The sequence below is a fragment of the Burkholderia pseudomultivorans genome, assembly GCF_902499075.1.
Taxonomy (GTDB): domain Bacteria; phylum Pseudomonadota; class Gammaproteobacteria; order Burkholderiales; family Burkholderiaceae; genus Burkholderia; species Burkholderia pseudomultivorans.
On sequence record NZ_CABVPP010000067.1, the window covers coordinates 1 to 17,703 of the forward strand.

The 17,703-nt window shown below is 69.4% G+C and carries 17 protein-coding genes; 8 read left to right on the top strand and 9 right to left on the bottom strand.

What is annotated here, in order from left to right; all coding sequences use genetic code 11:
- The 3 genes from flgA to BST28156_RS29700 all read left to right on the top strand — a co-directional run.
- Positions 1–692: flagellar basal body P-ring formation chaperone FlgA (gene flgA / locus BST28156_RS29690; RefSeq protein ID WP_174904083.1), on the top strand; the 692-nt coding region annotated here is incomplete at its 5' end.
- Positions 693–792: 100 nt separating this feature from the next.
- Positions 793–1,131: a flagellar biosynthesis anti-sigma factor FlgM gene (flgM, locus tag BST28156_RS29695; protein WP_060244126.1), complete on the top strand. Its 339-nt coding sequence runs from the start codon at positions 793–795 to the stop codon at positions 1,129–1,131.
- Positions 1,132–1,205: 74 nt separating this feature from the next.
- Entirely contained in the window at positions 1,206–1,646 is a 441-nt protein-coding gene (locus BST28156_RS29700) for a flagella synthesis protein FlgN (RefSeq protein ID WP_174904084.1), read from the top strand.
- A 155-nt stretch (positions 1,647–1,801) separates the two neighbouring features.
- Here BST28156_RS29700 and BST28156_RS29705 read toward each other — a convergent pair whose 3' ends face one another.
- Complete coding sequence (locus BST28156_RS29705; protein WP_174904085.1) at positions 1,802–3,676, bottom strand: M24 family metallopeptidase; 1,875 nt, start codon at positions 3,674–3,676, stop codon at positions 1,802–1,804.
- A 440-nt stretch (positions 3,677–4,116) separates the two neighbouring features.
- On the opposite strand from BST28156_RS29705, the gene BST28156_RS29710 reads away from it, so the two are divergent.
- Positions 4,117–4,911, top strand: coding sequence for a helix-turn-helix domain-containing protein (locus BST28156_RS29710; protein ID WP_174904086.1), 795 nt, complete (start codon positions 4,117–4,119; stop codon positions 4,909–4,911).
- Between the two features lie 149 nt (positions 4,912–5,060).
- On the opposite strand, the gene BST28156_RS29715 is transcribed toward BST28156_RS29710, so the two are convergent.
- From BST28156_RS29715 to BST28156_RS29730, 4 genes are all read right to left on the bottom strand, one after another.
- Entirely contained in the window at positions 5,061–6,302 is a 1,242-nt protein-coding gene (locus BST28156_RS29715) for a multifunctional CCA addition/repair protein (protein ID WP_174904087.1), read from the bottom strand.
- Positions 6,299–6,946, bottom strand: a complete 648-nt coding sequence (locus BST28156_RS29720) for a glutathione S-transferase family protein (RefSeq protein ID WP_060244137.1) — start codon at positions 6,944–6,946, stop codon at positions 6,299–6,301. The genes BST28156_RS29715 and BST28156_RS29720 overlap by 4 nt, the downstream gene beginning before the upstream one ends.
- 58 nt (positions 6,947–7,004) lie before the next feature.
- Positions 7,005–7,964, bottom strand: a complete 960-nt coding sequence (locus tag BST28156_RS29725) for a complex I NDUFA9 subunit family protein (protein ID WP_174904088.1) — start codon at positions 7,962–7,964, stop codon at positions 7,005–7,007.
- A gap of 204 nt (positions 7,965–8,168) precedes the next feature.
- Positions 8,169–10,121 (bottom strand): lytic transglycosylase domain-containing protein, encoded by a 1,953-nt coding sequence (locus BST28156_RS29730; protein ID WP_174904089.1) that lies wholly within the window; start codon positions 10,119–10,121, stop codon positions 8,169–8,171.
- Between the two features lie 8 nt (positions 10,122–10,129).
- Between BST28156_RS29730 and BST28156_RS29735 the strand changes: the two genes are divergently transcribed.
- A complete protein-coding gene (locus tag BST28156_RS29735) occupies positions 10,130–10,738 on the top strand; it encodes a 5-formyltetrahydrofolate cyclo-ligase (RefSeq protein WP_060244144.1) in 609 nt (202 codons plus the stop codon).
- A 59-nt stretch (positions 10,739–10,797) separates the two neighbouring features.
- On the opposite strand, the gene BST28156_RS29740 is transcribed toward BST28156_RS29735, so the two are convergent.
- On the bottom strand, positions 10,798–11,310 hold the full coding sequence (locus BST28156_RS29740) for a winged helix DNA-binding protein (protein ID WP_060244146.1): 513 nt from the start codon (positions 11,308–11,310) through the stop codon (positions 10,798–10,800).
- A gap of 147 nt (positions 11,311–11,457) precedes the next feature.
- Between BST28156_RS29740 and pxpB the strand changes: the two genes are divergently transcribed.
- The 3 genes from pxpB (at position 11,458) to pxpA (ending at position 14,011) form a co-directional block, all read left to right on the top strand.
- Positions 11,458–12,114 (top strand): 5-oxoprolinase subunit PxpB, encoded by a 657-nt coding sequence (gene pxpB, locus BST28156_RS29745; RefSeq protein WP_060244148.1) that lies wholly within the window; start codon positions 11,458–11,460, stop codon positions 12,112–12,114.
- Complete coding sequence (locus tag BST28156_RS29750) at positions 12,111–13,178, top strand: 5-oxoprolinase subunit C family protein (protein WP_174904090.1); 1,068 nt, start codon at positions 12,111–12,113, stop codon at positions 13,176–13,178. Before pxpB ends, BST28156_RS29750 begins: the two co-directional genes overlap by 4 nt.
- A gap of 68 nt (positions 13,179–13,246) precedes the next feature.
- Positions 13,247–14,011, top strand: coding sequence for a 5-oxoprolinase subunit PxpA (gene pxpA / locus BST28156_RS29755; RefSeq protein ID WP_174904091.1), 765 nt, complete (start codon positions 13,247–13,249; stop codon positions 14,009–14,011).
- 542 nt (positions 14,012–14,553) lie between these two features.
- Here the strand turns inward: pxpA and BST28156_RS29760 are convergent.
- The 3 genes from BST28156_RS29760 to BST28156_RS29770 are packed head-to-tail and all read right to left on the bottom strand — an operon-like array spanning position 14,554 to position 17,703.
- Entirely contained in the window at positions 14,554–15,702 is a 1,149-nt protein-coding gene (locus BST28156_RS29760; RefSeq protein ID WP_174904092.1) for a TraB/GumN family protein, read from the bottom strand.
- Complete coding sequence (locus BST28156_RS29765) at positions 15,695–16,708, bottom strand: peptide ABC transporter ATP-binding protein (protein ID WP_060244160.1); 1,014 nt, start codon at positions 16,706–16,708, stop codon at positions 15,695–15,697. Before BST28156_RS29765 ends, BST28156_RS29760 begins: the two co-directional genes overlap by 8 nt.
- Entirely contained in the window at positions 16,705–17,703 is a 999-nt protein-coding gene (locus BST28156_RS29770; protein ID WP_060244162.1) for an ABC transporter ATP-binding protein, read from the bottom strand. The genes BST28156_RS29765 and BST28156_RS29770 overlap by 4 nt, the downstream gene beginning before the upstream one ends.

Genomic DNA, 17,703 nt, shown 5'->3' on the forward strand with positions numbered 1-17,703 from the left:
CGGCCGCAGCCGGCGTGCCGGCCGCTGCCGCGCCAACCGCCGTCGCCGCGCAACCCGCCACCGCACCGGCCCAGCAGGATCCCGACACGATCCGCCGCGCGGCGCTCGCGTTCCTGCAGCAGCAGATCGCCGGCCTGCCCGGCAAGACCACCGCGACCGTCGCGCCCGCGTTTCCGCGCGGGCTAGCCGCCTGCACGACGCTCGAGCCGTTCCTGCCGACCGGCGCGCGCCTGTGGGGCCGCACGACGGTCGGCGTGCGCTGCGCGGGCGAGCGGCCGTGGACCGTCTATCTGCAGGCAAAAGTCGCGGTGCAGGCCACCTACTATGTCGCCGCGCGGCAGATCGCGCCCGGCGAGCCGCTGAGCGCCGCCGATCTGGTCGCGCGCGACGGCGACCTGACGGTGCTGCCGCTGGCCGTGATTACCGATCCCGCGCAGGCGATCGGCGCGACCGCGCTCGCGCGCATCGCGGCCGGGCTGCCGCTGCGCCAGGACATGCTGAAGAGCGCGGCGTCGGTGTCGGCCGGGCAGACGGTGCGCGTCGTCGCGGCCGGCCCCGGCTTCACGATCTCGGCCGAGGGCAGCGCGCTCGCGAATGCGGCGCCCGGCCAGTCGGTGCGGGTCAGGATGGCGGCGGGCCAGATCGTGACCGCGATCGTCAAGGACGCGGGGACCGTGGAGATCCCGCTGTAAGAGTGTAAAAGATTGTTTATTCGGAGAATTTTGAAGACACGGTGCTAAAGTTCGGCCCGGACCTGCCGTTATCTGGGTCAAACCGTACAGGAACCCCATCGTGAAAATCGATTCCACTCCGAACCCGAGCCCCGTCGCACCGGCCAGCAGCGGCAACGGCGCGGCCCGCCCGCAAGCCGGCGCGGCCTCGTCGACGGCTGCGCAGACGGCCAATGCAGGATCGGCCGGCGGCGACGCGACCGTGAACCTGTCCGGTCTGTCCGGCCAGCTGCGCGCGCAGTCGGCATCCGGCGACGCGGACATCGACACGGCGCTCGTCCAGTCGATCAAGGACGCACTGAACAACGGCACGCTGACGATCGATCCGAACCGGATCGCCGACGGCGTGCTGAATACCGCCCGCGAACTGCTGCAACAGCAGCGCCCGCAGGGCAACTGAGCCGGCTCGCGCCGGTCCCCCGGTTTGCCGGTGCGCGTGCATCAGACGCGCGCCGGCGCGACGAGCATCACGCAATGAGAGAAGAGCTGCTGGCCACGGTCAACGACGAACACGCGACGGTCGAAGCGTTCGCGTCGCTGCTTGCGTATGAGGAAAAGGCGCTGACGACGGCCGAGCCGCTCGCGATGCTGCCCGGCATCGTCGAGAAGAAAAGCGCGCTGCTCGACCGGCTCGCGCAGCTCGAGCGCACGCGCGATGCGCAGTTGTCGGCGCTCGGCTTCGCGGGCGGCAAGAAAGGGATGGACCAGGCCGCCGAGCGCGATGCGCGTCTCGCCGGCCGCTGGCAGCTGCTGCAGCAGGCCGCCGAACGGGCGCGCCGGGCCAACGCGAACAACGGGATGCTGATCCGGATCCGGATGGACTACAACGAGCGCGCGCTCGCGGTGCTGCGCTCGGCGCCCGCGCCGGCCGGCGTCTACGGGCCCGACGGCCGCGTGTCGGCGCTGATGCGCTGACGACCGGCGCGGCACGCCGCCGTTCGCGTCCGCTTTCTCCACACGCTGTCCCTTTACCCGCCCGTTTCACCTATGCCGTCCGCACGGCCTGCGCGGGCGTGCGGCCCAGCCGCCGCGTCCCGCCCGGGCCCGCCTTCGCCGGCAAACGCACCCGCTTACAGCAGCGGACACGCGGTCACCTGCGTGCCGCGCTCGACGCACAGTCGCTCGTAATCGCGCAGGTAGTCGCGCTCGTCGTCGGTCAGCAGATCGACGTCGATCAGATCCCAGTCGTAGCCGACCGAGACGATGTTCTCGAAACGGACCTTGTCGGCGTCCTGCTCGCTCGGGCGGATGATCACGATGTTCTCGATCCGCACGCCGCCCTTGCCCGGCAGGTAGATGCCCGGCTCGACCGAGACCACCGCATTCGGCACCAGCCCGTACCGCGCGCCCGGCGCGAACCGCACGCCGCCTTCGTGCACGTGGATCCCGACGCCGTGTCCGGTGCCGTGCCCGAAATCGTGACCGTGGTCGCGGCACACCTGCCGCACCGCCGCGTCGACGTCGGCGCCCGTCGCGTCCTTCGGGAAGTGCGTGACGAGCCCCTTGATGCAGGCCTTCAGCGCGACCGTGTAGATCTCGCGCTGCCACGGCTGCGCGACCGTTTCCGCGCGCGTGCGGCGCAGTACGACGCGCGTGCAGTCCGTCGCGAAGCCGGCTTCGTAGTATGCGCCGCTGTCGAGCAGCACGAGTTCGCCTTCGCCCAGCTCGACCTCGGCGCTGGCCGCCGTGTAATGCGCGGACGCGCTGTTCGCGCCGTTCGCCGCGACCGACGGAAACGTCAGCGCCACCGCGCCGCGTGCGCCGTACGCATCGCTGATCGCGCGCGCCAGATCGTATTCGGAATGCCGCAGGCCGGGCTCGCCCGCCTTCGCCCAGCGCATCGTCTCGGCGATCGCCGCCGAGCTGCGCGCGAACGCATCGCGAAACCGGTCGAGCGCGGCCGGCGTCTTGGCCGCGCGCATCGCCTCGACCGGGTTGCAATCGGCATGCGGCGCGTGCGGCCACACGCGCCGCACCGTGTCGACGAGCGCGCAGTTGACCGATTCGAAGCCGTAGCACACGCGCCCGACCGCGAACTGCGCGAGAAAACGCGCGAGCGCGTCGAAGTCGCGCCGGATCACCTGCAGCGCCGGATACGACGCGAGTTCGACCGGACAGCGGTCGCAGCCCTCCGGCAGGAACAGCGCGACCTGCTCGCCGATCACGAACAGGTAGCCGAGGTGCGACGACGCATTCGGGATGTGATAGCCGCGGCTGTTCAGCAGATGGCCGAGATCGTCCGATGCGCAGGTGACGAACGCGGTCGCGCCATCGGTCCCACCGTCGGTCGCCGCTGCGGCCACGTCCGCCTGCGCGGCCAGCCGCCGGTTCAGCGTCGCGATGTTGTGCGCGACGCTCGTGCCGGTCATCGCTTCCGGCAGCGCGAAGATCGGCCGCTCGACGACCCAGCCCGGCAGCGCGACCGCGCGATCGATTTCGCGGCCGGCAAGACTCGTCCAGTCGAGCTGCGCCGCCCGCGTACTGTCGAGCAGCCGGTCGCGCTGCGCGACGCTGAGCCGCCAGCCGTCGTAGCCGATGCGCTTGATCAGGTCGGCCCGCGCGACGAGCCAGTCGGCCAGCGCCGGCCACATCGAAACGTTCAGACCGAGCTTCTCGACGCGCACGCGCGCCGGATCGCACTGCCGTTCGGCCTGCAGGTGATAGCGGCCGTCGACGAACAGCACGAACGGCGGCACGCCGAGCGCGCGCGCCGCCGCTTCGGCGAGAAAGATCCCGCAGCCGGCCGAGCCGTCGAAGCCCGACACCGCATAGCGCGGGTTGTTGCGACGCGGCAGGTACTCGGTGACGAACTCGTCCTGCGACGTGACGATCGCCGCATCGAGCCGCAGCGTGTCGAGCAGTCGCGACAGCCCGGCCTGCGTGTCGGCGACGCAGGCATCGTACGGGGGAAGGCCGGAGAAACTGTATTTCAGTCGATCGATCATCGGATGCCTGTGGGGTCGTTGTTTTGTCGGCGCGCGCAGGGCGATGTGCGCGTTCGCGTGTCGGCGTGCCCACGCACGGCCGCGGCCTTCGCATGCGGCGTGGCGCGTCGAGACAGCCGACGCGGCAGCACGACGCCGGGCCGTCACCCGGCGAGCCGCATCGCAAACGCGGCCCCGGATTTTTGTCTCACTAAAATTTTTGCACGGTGCGACAGCAATCTAGAGGACGTCGGAATTGAGGTCAAGCCAAAATTTTTGTGTCACTAAAATTCCGGACTGCGGCGCCCGCCTGCTGCGCGGACACGCCGTCACGACGCTGCGCGGTACAATGCGCCGGCATCGTCGTTCAGACGGTCGTGCTTCGTGCGATTCGCGGAAAACCGACGCCCGGGCGCTGCACCGCCCTCCCGCCTTCCGGCTCGTTGCCACGAAAGAGATTCATGGATTCAGACATCATGCGTATCGGCCAGCGCATTCGCCGCCTGCGCCGGGAAGCGAAGAAAACGCTGCTGGAAGTCGCGACCGAGGCGAAGCTGTCGGTCGGGTTCCTGTCCCAGGTCGAACGCCACCTCACCGGCATCTCCATCTCGTCGCTCGTCAACGTCGCGAAGGCGCTGAACGTGCCGCTCGGCGCGCTGATCGACCAGCCGCGCCAGGCGCAGCCCGATTCGCACCAGGGCCGCCGCGAATCGTACGCGGTCGACCGCACGTCGCAGTGGTACGAGCGGCTGTCGACCACCTTCGACGGCAGCCAGATCAATGCGGTGAAAGTGCAGATGATGGAAGGCTACCGTTCGGAATGGGTCGCGCACGGCGGCGACGAATTCGTCTACGTGCTGGACGGGCGGATCTGCTACACGGTCGGCAAGAAGGACTATCCGCTGTCGGCCGGCGACTCGCTCCACTTCGACGCGCGCAAGCGGCACCGCGTCGCCAACGTCGGCGACGGGCCTGCCGAGCTGATCGTGGTCGGCACGCTGCCGCTGTTCGACGACGGCCAGGCCGAATTCGTATCCGCGACGATGGAAATCCGGCAGCCCGGGCGCGAGGCGCGGGCGATCCCGGGCGAACCGCGGGTGAGCCGCCGTCAGCCCGAGCCGAAGCGCGGCGGGCGCGCGGCGGATGCCGCGAAGCCGGCTGGTGCATCAGCAAGGACCGCTACCGCGGCGCCCGCGGGCAAGCGCCCTGCGGCTGCCGCGACGAGCCGCAAGCCAGCCGCGCGTACGAAGCAATGACGGCGGGCGGCCTTTGCCGCCCATCGACGACATGATTCATGTGCCGAAATGGCACTGCGCCGGAATCCTGCCCCGACCGCCCACGCAAGCATGCAGGCACGCGAGCCACACCGCCCGACCTTGCTCGCCCACGCAAGCGCGCCCCCCCGCTACTCGCCGATCTCGAGCGCCTGCGCGACGGCCTGGATCCGCGCGCGATGCACGGCGTCCTTGATCTTCACCGCATCGTTGCCGATCCCGCGCGCGATCGCACCCGCATCGACGCTGCGCGCGGCCGCGAGCGCAACGCGCAGCCGCTCGGCCTGCGGATACGGCTGCGCGTCGAGCCCGAGCCGCCCGCGCGCGTCGGCCTCGCATGCCTGCAGCATTTCCGCGAAGCGCGCGGGCTTGCGCAGCGCGTCGGTGCGCTCGAAAAACCGCACCAGCGCCGCCGCGCCCATCTCCATCACGCGATGCAGGTTGCCGTGCTCGCGCGCGACGACGATCGCGAGGTCGCGACATTCGTTCGGCACGCGCAGCCGCTCGCACAGCGGCTTCAGCAGGTCGACGCTGCGTCCTTCGTGGCCGACGTGGCGCGGCAGCACGTCGGCCGGCGTGGTCGCCTTGCCGAGATCGTGCGTGAGCGCCGCGAAGCGCACCGGCAGCGAATAGCCCTGCTTCGCCGCATAGTCGACGACCATCATCACGTGCACGCCCGTGTCGACTTCCGGATGGTAGTCGGCGCGCTGCGGCACGCCCCACAGGCCGTCGACCTCGGGCAGGATGCGCGCGAGCGCGCCGCAGTCGCGCAGCACCGCGAACATCCGCGACGGCTTCGCCTCCATCAGCCCGCGCGCAAGTTCCTGCCACACGCGCTCCGGCACGAGCGCGTCGACCTCGCCCGCGTCGACCATCCGGCGCATCAGCGCGAGCGTCTCGTCGGCGACCGTGAAGTCCGCGAAGCGCGCGGCAAAACGTGCGATCCGCAGGATCCGCACCGGATCCTCGACGAACGCGTCGCTCACGTGCCGGAACACGCGCGCCCGCAGGTCGGCCTGTCCGTCGTACGGATCGATCACCGGGCCGACCAGCGTGCCGTCGGGGCTCAGCTCGCGCGCCATCGCATTGATCGTCAGGTCGCGCCGCGCGAGATCCTCGTCGAGCGTCACGTCGGGCGCGTAGTGGAACTGGAAGCCGTGATAGCCGGCCGCCGTCTTGCGTTCGGTGCGCGCGAGCGCGTATTCCTCCTGCGTGTCGGGATGCAGGAACACCGGGAAATCCTTGCCGACCGGCCGGAAACCCTGCGCAATCATTTGCTCGGGCGTCGCGCCGACCACCACGTAGTCGCGGTCCTGCACCGGCACGCCGAGCAATTCGTCGCGGATCGCGCCGCCCACTGCGTAGATGTTCATCGTGTCGGCTCGTATTCGGCAATCACGGTGGTCTCGCGCCGCGCGGCGTCGATCCACTGCTGCACGGCCGGCAGCGCGGTCACGCGCGCCGCATAGCCGGCCGCTTCCGGCGACAGCGCCGGTTCATACGTGTTGAAGCGCATCACGACCGGCGCATACATCGCGTCGACGATCCCGAATTCGCCGAACAGGAACGGGCCGCCCGACGCCTCGATGCACGCGCTCCACAGTGCGTCGATGCGCGCGACGTCGGCGAGCGCTTCGGGCGTCGCGCCGCGCCCCGGCATCGACGCGCGCACGTTCATCCCCATCTGCGTGCGCAGCGCCGCGAAGCCCGCATGCATCTCGGCCGCGATGCTGCGCGCCTGGGCGCGCGCCTGCGGGTCGGCCGGCCACATCGGATGATGCGGATAACGCTCGGCGAGCGTCTCGGCGATCGCGAGCGAATCCCAGATCGTCGCGCCGTGATCGTCGATCAGGCACGGCACCTTGCCGGACGGCGAGTATTCGCGGATGCGCGCGCTCGTGTCGTCGCGGCGCAGCTCGATCGCGATCTCGTCGAACGGGATCCCGAAATGCACGAGCAGCAGCCACGGCCGCATCGACCACGACGAGTAATTCTTGTCTCCAATGACGAGTTTCATGACGGTCTTCCGAAAATGCGGGGAGAAATAAACGAAACGGCACGCGCGGCGACGGCGCCTAGCGGCGCGAGCGGAACCAGTCGAACCGGGACCGCTGCGCGGCGTCGCCGAGATACGCGGGCGCGATGCTTTCGAGACTCGCGGGCGAGATCCCGAGTTCCGGCGCGAGCGGCCCCGACATCTCGTTCGGCACCGACATCGTCGCGAGATTGTCGCGCGTGAGCACCGGCTCGCCGGGCAGGCACTCGAACACGCGCGCCTGCAGCCGCGCGAGCGCGTCGGGCAGCCGCACGATGCGTGCCTGCCGGCCGGCCAGCGTGCCGCAATAGCGCACCAGCTGTTCGAGCGTATAGACGGTCGGGCCGCCGAGCTCGTAGGTCTTGCCGTACGACGCCGCGAGATCGAGCGTATTGACGAACGCGCGCACCACGTCGCCGACGAACACCGGCTGGAAGCGCGCATCGGGCATCGCGAGCGGCAGCACGGGCACCGTGCGCTGCAGGCGTGCGAAGGTATTGAGGAACGCATCGCCGGGGCCGAACAGCACCGACGGACGGAAGATCGTCAGCGCGAGCGAATCGGTCGCCGCGACCGCATGCAGCGCGGCCTCGCCGTCGCCCTTCGAGCGCTGGTACATGCTGGGGCCGTGCGAGTCGGCGCCGAGCGCGCTCATGTGCAGCACGCGCCGCACGCCGGTCTCGATGCACGCGCTCGCGAGCGCGGCCGGCAGCGCGACGTGCGCGCGCTCGAAACCGGGCCCGTACGGCGTGCCGCGGCCGCCGTGCAGCACGCCGACGAGGTTGACGGCCGCGTGCGCGCCGGCGACGAAGCGCGCGAGCGTACGCGCATCGAGCGCGTCGAGTTCGACGATCTCGACCGGCAGCATCGACAGGTGGCGTGCGTGCTCGCGGCGGCGCGTGCCGATCCGCACCTGCTTGCCGGCATCGATCAGCGCATTGACGAGCCGGCTGCCGACGAAGCCGGTGCCGCCCAGCAGCGCGATGGTCTGGCGATCCATGATTCAGGACTCCCGGGGCTGTTCACGCCAGTCACGGACCTGCGCTTGCCGCAGCCAGGGAAACGGGCGTTGCCGCCCGCATCGCGCGTCGAGCATCGCAGGTCTGGCGCGGCCGGCCGCGCATGTTCGCCGCTCCGTGACCGGCGTGAACAGTCCCTCAAAGCACACTGCCGCGTCTCGCGCGGCAGTGTGAAGGTTTGTGGATCAGGGCGAGATCATGCCTAGACGTTTCTTCAACGACTGCGGTTTGCCCTCGAAGAGCGCCGCATAGTAGACGGTGTTCGACAGCACGTTCTTCACGTAGTCGCGCGTCTCGTTGAACGGAATCGTCTCCGCGAAGATCGCGCCTTCGACGGGCTGCGTCAACACCTGGCGCCACTGCCGCGGCCGGCCGGGGCCCGCGTTGTAACCCGCGGTGGCCAGCACCGGCGAGCTGTCGAAGTTGTTGTAGATGTCCGCCAGATACCAGGTGCCGAGCTGGATGTTGGTATCGATGTCGTGCATCTGCGCGCGCGTGATGGTGCCCATCCCGAGCTTCTTCGCGACCATCTGGGCCGTGGCCGGCATCAGCTGCATCAGGCCGCCCGCGCCCACCGACGAACGCGCGCTGATGATGAAGCGCGATTCCTGGCGGATCAGCCCGTACGCCCATTCGATGTCGAGGCCCGTCGACTGCGCGTAACGCTCGACGATGTTGCGGTACGGCGCCGGATAGCGCAGCGTGAAGTCGTGCTCGGCCTTCGTGCGGTCGGCCGTGTTGACCGTGCGGTCGAGCAGGTCGATGCGCTTGCCGTATTCGGCGGCCGCGAGCAGCTGGCGATCGGTCATCCCGCGCAGCGGCCAGTTCCATTCGCGGTTGCCTTCGAGGCGCAGGTTCAGCGCGTAGAAGCGCTGCGCGAGCGCGAAGCCCGGGATCTTGCTCATCGCGTCGATCTCGGCGTCGCTGACCTTCGTGCGCGGCGGGATCGTCGTGCGCTGGCCGAGTTCTTCGCCGGCAAGCTGCCCGTAGAAGTTGAACTGGCCCGCGACCTGCTCGAATTCCTGGTTCGCCTGCAGCGTGTCGCCGCTCTGCTTGAGCGCGCGCGCATGCCAATAGATCCAGGCCGGATCGTCGCGCAGCGACGGCGGCATCTGCTCGATCGACCAGCGCACCATCGGCCAGTTGCCGGCGAGCAGCGCGGCGCGCGTGCGCCATTCGTAGCCCGGGTTCGACAGCGGCGCATTCGCGGATTTCGCGTACCAGACCGACGCCAGCGGCGAGCGTTTGATCGCGCCCTGGTAGCCGATCGCGCCCCACGCGATCGCCTGCTCCTGCTTCGTCAGCGACCCGGCGATCGACGTCAGCATCCCCGCCGCAGCGTCCGGATCGTTGCGCGCCATCCGGCCGATCGCGATCAATGCGAGCTGATGCGACACGGCGTCGGGGCCGATGCCGCGCGCGAGATACAGCGGCGGCGCGCTGGTCGCCTGGTCGAACGCGACCGGGCGCGGACCGAGCGCGTCGACGATCTTGCCGCCGAGCGTCGTGTAGTTCTGTTCGTACGCGAGACGCGCCTGCTGCCACACGTCGTCGCTCGTGAACTGCTGGTTGACCGTCAGCGCGGTGATCAGGTCGACGCATGCGTCGCCGTAGTTCTTCGGCTCGACGAGCAGCGCACGCGCCGCGTCGGCGACGTTCTCGCCGCGCGCCGCGCGCGATTCGAGCGCATAGCACTTGACCTGCGTGTCGTCGTCGAGCACGAAGCGCTTGTACTGGTCGTCGAAGCTGCGCCAGTCGTGGCGCGCGCCCAGCACGAGCAGGTAGTCGTTGCGCATGCGGTCGGCGATCGCCTGGCCGTCGTAGCGCTGCAGGAACGCCTGCACGGGCGCGTCCGGCGCATCCACGCGTGCGCGGCCCGTCGAATCGAACAACTGCGGCTTGATCTGGAAATACTCGACGTAGGACGGCACCGGATAGTTCGGAATCGTCGCGGCGAGCTGCGCGGCCTTCGCGGCGTCGTTGCGGCGCGCGGCTTCGCGAAGCTGTACGAAGATCTGGTCATCCCCGGGGAGCGTGTCGTCGTTCGGTGCGGCGCACGCGGCCGTGCCCGCGACGAGCGTGGCGGCCGACAGTGCCAGCGCGACCGCGCGATATACTCGGAAAAGGCTGTTCGACATCGTTTTGAATGGAGCACGAAGTGAGCGAAAGCATAGCACGCAACCCTGTGCCGAACCCGAAGGTTGCGCTGCGCAAAACGCTGTCCGGCGCGCGTCGCGACGCGGCATCGCAACCCGCCGCGAACGCCGCGCTCGACGCCCGGCTGCGCGCGCTGCTCGAACGGCTCGCGCCGCGCACGGTCGGCTTCTACTGGCCGCTGCCGGGCGAATTCGACGCGCGCGACGCGGTGCTCGCGTGGTGCGCGGCCGGCGCCGACCGGTGCGCGGCGCTGCCCGTGATCGGCGAGCGTCACACGCCGCTCGCGTTCCATGCGTGGGATGCGGATACGCCGATGCGCGAAGGCCATCACCGGATTCCGGAGCCCGCGTCGGGAATCGTCGTCGTGCCCGACCTATTGCTGATTCCCTGCGTGGGATTCGATGCGCAGCGCTACCGGCTCGGATACGGCGGCGGCTATTACGACCGCACGCTTGCCGCGTGGCCGGGCGACGCCCTGCCGGTGACGGTCGGCATCGCATACGAAGCGTGCCGCGTCGAGGCGCTGCCGGCCGAGGCGCACGATCTCGCGATGCGCTGGGTCGTCACGGACGGCCATCTCTATCCATCCATCGAATGACGCGGCGCGGCGTGCCGCGGCCGTCGCGCATCGACCGGCCGCCGCACGCGCGCAATCGTTTACAGCGAAGCCGCCGCGCGTGCGGCCGTGTCGTAGAGCCCCGACGCATGGCGCAGCAGCTGCGCCGCGTCGCCGATCTGCTCGTTGGTGAGCCCGCTGTCCTTCAGCGTCTCGATCAGGCAGTGCTCGCGCACCTCGCGATATTTCAGGCAGAGGTCGCGCCCCGCGTCGGTCGCGAAGAAGAACACTTCCTTGCCGTTCTTCTCGCTCTTCACATAGCCGCGGGCAATCAGTTTTTTCAGCGCATAGGTCGCGACGTGCGTATCCTCGATATTGAGCACGAAGCAGATGTCGGCGAGCTTCTTCTTGCGTTCGCGATGGCTGACGTGATGCAGCAGCGACACCTCGACCGCCGTCATGTCCTTCGCGCCCGCCGCCGACATGCAGCGCACCATCCAGCGGTTGAACGCATTGCCGGCCATGATGAGCCCGTATTCGAGCTCCGACAGCTCCGCGCTCGAATCGGAAACGAGGTGTTCGGACGACACGATCTTGGTCGGATGACGCTTCATGGACAGGCGGCGCAAGCGGGATGTCAGGGTGTGCCGAGTGTACGCCACCGCGGCGGCGCGCGAGCTAGGCAAAAACGCTTATTGGGAAGTTATCGATATCTTGTTGACAATGTACGCTAACATTGCCGTCCGAACCGTGCCAGTCCGATGACGCAACCCCGCATCTATCCGCTCGGCGACACCGCCCTCGTGTGCGAAGTGCCGCCGCCCGCCACGCTCGACTGCCAGCGCCGCGTCTGGGCCGTCGCCGAGGCCGCGCGCGCGTGGCCCGACGTCGTCGACGTGGTGCCGGGCATGAACAACCTGACGATCGTGTTCGATGCGCTCGCCACCACCGCCGAGTCGCTGACGCCGCTGCTGCACGACGCATGGCAGACGGCCGACGTCGAGCATGCGGACGGCCGCGACGTCGAGATCCCGGTCGTATACGGCGGGGCGAACGGCCCGGACCTCGCGGCCGTCGCCGCGCATACGGGGCTGTCGGCCGACGAGGTCGTCGCGCGGCATGCGGCCGGCGAATACGTGGTGTTCTTCGTCGGCTTCCAGCCGGGCTTCGCGTATCTCGGCGGCCTCGACGCGGCGCTGCATACGCCGCGCCGCGCGGCGCCACGGCTGGAGGTGCCGGCCGGCTCGGTCGGCATCGGCGGCGCGCAGACGGGCCTCTACCCGACCACGTCGCCCGGCGGCTGGCAATTGATCGGCCGCACGTCGCACGTGCTGTTCGACCCGACGCGGCAGCCGCCGACGCTGCTGCTGCCCGGCGACCGGGTGCGCTTCACCATTGCGGGAGTCGACGCGACATGAGCCAGAGCAAAGCGCCGGGCACCATCGAGGTGGTGCGGGCCGGCCCGCTGTCGACAGTGCAGGATCTCGGGCGCCGCGGCGCGCGCCATCTCGGCGTCGCGCAGGGCGGCGCGCTCGACGGCCTCGCGCTCGAGGTCGGCAACCGGCTCGTCGGCAACCGCCCGGACGCGGCGGCCGTCGAGATCACGTTCGGCCCCGCCACGTTCCGCTTCACGCGCGCGACGCGCATCGCGATCACCGGCACCGAGTTCGGCGCGACGCTCGACGGCAAGCCCGTGTATTCGTGGTGGAGCCTGCCGGTCGACGCCGGCCAGACGCTCGTGCTGCCGGCCGCGAAGCGCGGCATGCGCGGCTATCTGTGCATCGCGGGCGGCATCGACGTGCTGCCGATGCTCGGCTCGCGCAGCACCGATCTCGCGTCGCGCTTCGGCGGCCTCGGCGGCCGCGCGCTGCGCGACGGCGATCGTCTTCCGGTCGGTGTGCCGCCGGCCGGCATCGGGTGCCTCGCACCCGACGCACCCGAATTCGGCGTGAAGGCGCCGGCGTGGTGCGCGTTCGTGCGCGTCGACGAGCCGCCGCGCCGCCACCGTCCCGCGCATGCGCCGTGGGCGATGCCCGTGCGCGTGCTGCCGGGCCCCGACTACGCGTCGTTCTCGGCCGATTCGCAGCAGGCGTTCTGGGATGAGGAATGGCTCGTCACCGCGAACAGCAACCGGATGGGCTATCGTCTCGCGGGCGTCGAGCTCGTGCGCGAGCGGCCGGCCGAGCTGCTGTCGCACGCGGTGCTGCCCGGCACGATCCAGGTGCCGCCGAACGGCCAGCCGATCGTGCTGATGCACGACGCGCAGACGACCGGCGGTTATCCGAAGATCGGCTCGGTGATCCGCGCGGACCTGTGGAAGCTCGCCCAGGCGCGGCTCAACCTGCCGATCCGCTTCGTGCGCACGACGCCCGACGCCGCGCGCGCCGCGCTCGCCGCGGAACGCGCCTATCTGCGGCAGATCGACGTCGCGATCGAGATGCGCGAGGAAGCGCGCCGCCGCACGCAATCGCAAGCGGCGTGACAATGGACGGTGCAGGACTTGCGCCGCATCCAGGCGGCGCGCCACGCAATCAGTGGATGAGGAACACCATGGAAATCGATCTGAACGCCGATCTCGGCGAAGGATGCGGATCGGACGAGGCGCTGCTCGACCTCGTCACGTCGGCGAACATCGCATGCGGCTGGCATGCAGGCGGCGCCAACGCAATGCGAGACTGCGTGCGCTGGGCCGTGCAGAAGGGCGTGTCGATCGGCGCGCACCCGAGCTTCCACGATCCGGAGAATTTCGGCCGCAAGGAAATGCAGCTGCCGGCCGGCGACATCTACGCGGGCGTGCTGTACCAGCTCGGCGCGCTGTCGGCGATCGCGCAGGCCGAGGGCGGGCGCATCGCGCACGTGAAGCCGCACGGCGCGCTGTACAACCAGGCCGCGCGCGACCCGATGATCGCCGACGCGGTCGTGTCGGCGATCCACGACTTCGATCCGTCGCTCGCGGTGTTCGGGCTCGCGAACAGCGTGTTCGTCGCGGCCGCGCGCAATGCGGGGCTCGCCGCGGTGGAGGAAGTGTTCGCCGATCGCGGCTATCGCGCGGACGGCTCGCTGGTGCCGCGCAGCCAGCCCGGCGCACTGATCGACGACGAGGACGCGGTGCTCGCGCGCACGCTGGACATGGTGCGCGACCGGCAGGTGCGCGCGGTGAGCGGCGAATGGGTGCCGCTCAATGCGCAGACAGTTTGCCTGCACGGCGACGGACCGCATGCGCTCGCGTTCGCGCGAAGGATTCGGGACGCGCTGGAAAAGGCGGGGGTGGAGGTGGCGGCGCCGGGAGCGTTGCAGACCGACGAAGGCGTGTAAATCGCGCGCATCGCGAATCGGCCGCACAAAAGAAAAAAGCGCCCTCGTAGCGCTTTTCCGTTGACGCAATCGCTGCGGACTTCGCCGTCTGTCGATGCGTCCCCCGAAACCGTCTGTCGACGGTGACCGGAAAAATCTCCGGATTAAAAGACGTCCGCCGCCGCCCGATCACTGCATCCCCCGGTTGGACGACGGAACGTTGCTTATCTGCAAGTCGGCCTGCATGCTTGTTGTTATCCGACGATGGCTGGCCCCGCCGTGCATGCAGACACTCCGCGGCCGGCACGCGAACCACGTGCCGGCAACGCTAACCCCGCGCTTTATTTCTGCTACCCCGTAGAACTTTTTCTATTCTTTTCATTTTTTCAACTTGTGGGGTGAAGAATAGAGATTCGCCGATCGGGATGTCAATCGTTTTAAACGCTATTTTCTGACGATTCGAGGGTTTTCCTTATCGGCCTGCATGGCCGTGCAGGCGCCTCACACAGTGCGCAAGCCGTCAATCGAACAGGGGAGGATCGGCGCGAACGCGCCGGTCGCGATCAGTTCGCGTCGACGCTGTAACCTTGTTGACGCAACAATTCGAGCACGCCGCGCGGGCCGCCCAGATGCAGCGCGCCGATCGCGACGAACAGCGGCCGGTTCGGCGCCGCGATTGCCGTCATTCGTGCAACAAAACGCCGGTTGCGGTCGTACAGGATCTTGTTGTCGATCGACGCCGACAGCGCCTTCGAACGCGCGAGCCGTTCGCTCTTCGCGACCGCCCATGCGGAGATCGCATCGGCGTCGCCAATTCGCCACAGTCGGTGCAGCGACTTGATGTCGTCGGCGTTCTGCACCGGCGTCTGCACCATGTCCTGCGCGAGCATCTCGCGCTGCTCGGCAAGCGTCAGCCCGGTGAACGCGCGCATCTGCTCGGCCAGCGTCTCGAGCCCGATCACGCGGCCGCCCTTCTTCTTCAGGAACACGTTCTGCAGCTGCGCCTCGGTGCCGTACTCGGTCTGCAGGCCGGCCGACAGCGAATCGTAGGTCTCGACGACGAGCGACGCGAGCCACGGCCGCATCTTGCGGATCTCGGCGAGCGCGGCCGGGTTGCCGCGCAGGCGCGCCGCGAGCCGCTGCCACAGCGGTTCGGGCAGCAGGCGCGGCAGGCACGCGTAACGGCACACGCCGTACTTCGACACGTCGTCCTGCGATTCGAGCAGATCGTCGGGCGACAGTTCGAGCGCGAGCGTCGGCGACGCGGCGAGCGCCGCGAGGATGCGCGGCCGGAACGGCTGCGCGGGCGGATAGTCGGACGGGTCGCCCGTATGCAGCGTGCCGAGCACGTACAGCGTGACCTTGCCGCGCGTCGCGACGTAGAACGGCATGCGCGCGGGCTGCACGCGTACCGCGCCGCGCGCGACCGTGCCGTTCGACCCGGACGGCGGCACGTGGAAGCCCGGCAGGCTCATGCCGGGCGGCGGCACCTGCGACGGATGGATCGGCGAGGTGGCCGGCGCGCGCCCTTCGGCGCGCGCGGCCTCGACGGGTACGCTGATGCCGGCCGCCAGGCAAGCGCCGGCCAGCGCCGCGCCCGTCACGGTGCGCACGCTCCAGCGCCGCGCGCAGCGGCAGGCGCGCATCATCCGCGCGCTGCCGGCTCCCGAACGGCGCACCGCCGACGCGCGCGCCGCCAACCGTTCAGGCATTCGCCTCCCCCACCTCCTCGGCGCGATGGCAGGCCACGCGGCGTCCGTCGACATCGCGCAGCTGCGGTTCCTCGACCCGGCAGCGCTCGACCGCGTACGGGCAGCGCTGGTGAAACGCGCAGCCCGACGGCGGATTGAGCGGCGACGGCAGCTCGCCCTGCAGCTTGATCTGCACGCGACGGTCTTCCTCGAAGATCGCCGGCGTCGCCGACATCAGCGCGCGCGTGTACGGATGACGCGGATGCGCGTAGATGGTCGCCTTGTCGCCAAGCTCGGCGACGCTGCCGAAGTACATCACCATCACGTCGTCCGCGACGTGCTCGACCACCGACAGGTTGTGCGAGATGAACACGTAGCTGGTCTTGAACTGCTCCTGCAGATCCATGAACAGGTTCAGGATCTGCGCCTGGATCGACACGTCGAGCGCGGACACCGGCTCGTCGGCGACGACGATGCGCGGGTCGAGGATCATCGCGCGCGCGATCGCGACGCGCTGCCGCTGGCCGCCGGAGAACATGTGCGGATAGCGCTTCGCATGCTCGGGCCGCAGCCCGACCGTGCGCATGATCTGCGCGATGCGCTGCGCGCGCTCGGCGGCCGTCAGGTTCGCGTTGATCTCGAGCGGCTCGGCGAGCGTCTGCTCGACGGTCTTGCGCGGGTTCAACGACGCGAACGGGTTCTGGAACACCATCTGCACCTGGCGGCGCAGCCGGGCGACCGTGTCGCGGCTCGCGCCGGCCACGTTCTTGCCGTCGATCGTCAGGCTGCCTGCGGTCGGCGTCTCGATCATCGTCAGTTGGCGCGCGAGCGTCGACTTTCCGCAGCCCGACTCGCCGACGACGGCGAGCGTCCTGCCGCGCTTCAGCGAGAACGACACGCCGTTGAGCGCCTTCACCGTGCCCTGCCCGAACATCCCGCGCTTCACCGTGTAGTGCTTCGCAAGCCCGTCGGCCACCAGGACGTCCTCGTCGTGCGGCGTGGCACGCGTTTCGTGGACTGCATTCATCGTGCGCCTCCCGTCAGGTCGAGGTTGGTCAGATTGAGCGGCTTGATGCAGCGCGCGCGCATCGCGTCGTTGCCGGCCGCCAGCGCGTCGAGCGCCGGGCGCGCCTTGCGGCAGTCGTCGACGACGTACTTGCAGCGCGGCGCGAACAGGCACCCGGACGGGCGATCATCGCGGCCCGGCACCATGCCCGGCAATGCGGCAAGGCGACGCGCCCCCTTATTGTGCTCGGGAATCGCCGCGAGCAGCGCTTCCGTGTACGGATGATGCGGCGCGCGGAAGATGTCGGGCACGCGATTGGTCTCGATGATCTCGCCCGCGTACATCACCGCGACGCGCTGCGCGACCTCGGACACCACCGCGAGATCGTGCGAGATCAGCACGAGCGCCATCCCGCGCTCCTTCTGCAGCTTCACCAGCAGATCCATGATCTGCGCCTGGATCGTCACGTCGAGCGCGGTGGTCGGCTCGTCGGCGATCAGCAGCTTCGGGTTGCACGCGACGGCCATCGCGATCATCACGCGCTGGTTCATCCCGCCCGACATCTGGTGCGGAAACGACGCGATGCGGTTCTTCGCATCGGGAATGCCGACCTGGTCGAGCAGTTCGAGCGCGCGCCGGTGCAGCGCGTCGCCGCGCAGGCCTTCGTGCAGCTTCAGCACCTCCTTGATCTGGTAGCCGACCGTGTAGCTCGGATTCAGGCTCGTCAGCGCGTCCTGGAACACCATCGCGATGTCCTTGCCGACGATCTTGCGGCGCGCCTTCGGCGACGCCTTCAGCAGATCGACGCCGTCGAACCGGACCTCGTCGGCCGTCACCTTGCCCGGCGCATCGATCAGGCCCATCAGCGCCATCATCGTCACGCTCTTGCCCGAGCCCGATTCGCCGACGACGCCCACCACCTCGCCCGGCGCGATCGACAGGTTGATCCGGTCGACCGCGGGCAGGCCGTTGAAGTTCACCGCGAGATTGCGGATGGTCAGAAGATCTTGGTTCAT

Bases quoted from the DNA above. Each gene is read 5' to 3' on its own strand.
- BST28156_RS29700 (WP_174904084.1), top strand. From the start codon at position 1,206: ATGAGAGAAGAGCTGCTGGCCACGGTCAACGACGAACACGCGACGGTC.
- BST28156_RS29705 (WP_174904085.1), bottom strand. From the start codon at position 3,676: ATGATCGATCGACTGAAATACAGTTTCTCCGGCCTTCCCCCGTACGAT.
- BST28156_RS29710 (WP_174904086.1), top strand. From the start codon at position 4,117: ATGGATTCAGACATCATGCGTATCGGCCAGCGCATTCGCCGCCTGCGC.
- BST28156_RS29715 (WP_174904087.1), bottom strand. From the start codon at position 6,302: ATGAACATCTACGCAGTGGGCGGCGCGATCCGCGACGAATTGCTCGGC.
- BST28156_RS29720 (WP_060244137.1), bottom strand. From the start codon at position 6,946: ATGAAACTCGTCATTGGAGACAAGAATTACTCGTCGTGGTCGATGCGG.
- BST28156_RS29725 (WP_174904088.1), bottom strand. From the start codon at position 7,964: ATGGATCGCCAGACCATCGCGCTGCTGGGCGGCACCGGCTTCGTCGGC.
- BST28156_RS29730 (WP_174904089.1), bottom strand. From the start codon at position 10,121: ATGTCGAACAGCCTTTTCCGAGTATATCGCGCGGTCGCGCTGGCACTG.
- BST28156_RS29735 (WP_060244144.1), top strand. From the start codon at position 10,130: ATGGAGCACGAAGTGAGCGAAAGCATAGCACGCAACCCTGTGCCGAAC.
- BST28156_RS29740 (WP_060244146.1), bottom strand. From the start codon at position 11,310: ATGAAGCGTCATCCGACCAAGATCGTGTCGTCCGAACACCTCGTTTCC.
- pxpB (WP_060244148.1), top strand. From the start codon at position 11,458: ATGACGCAACCCCGCATCTATCCGCTCGGCGACACCGCCCTCGTGTGC.
- BST28156_RS29750 (WP_174904090.1), top strand. From the start codon at position 12,111: ATGAGCCAGAGCAAAGCGCCGGGCACCATCGAGGTGGTGCGGGCCGGC.
- pxpA (WP_174904091.1), top strand. From the start codon at position 13,247: ATGGAAATCGATCTGAACGCCGATCTCGGCGAAGGATGCGGATCGGAC.
- BST28156_RS29760 (WP_174904092.1), bottom strand. From the start codon at position 15,702: ATGCCTGAACGGTTGGCGGCGCGCGCGTCGGCGGTGCGCCGTTCGGGA.
- BST28156_RS29765 (WP_060244160.1), bottom strand. From the start codon at position 16,708: ATGAATGCAGTCCACGAAACGCGTGCCACGCCGCACGACGAGGACGTC.
- BST28156_RS29770 (WP_060244162.1), bottom strand. From the start codon at position 17,703: ATGAACCAAGATCTTCTGACCATCCGCAATCTCGCGGTGAACTTCAAC.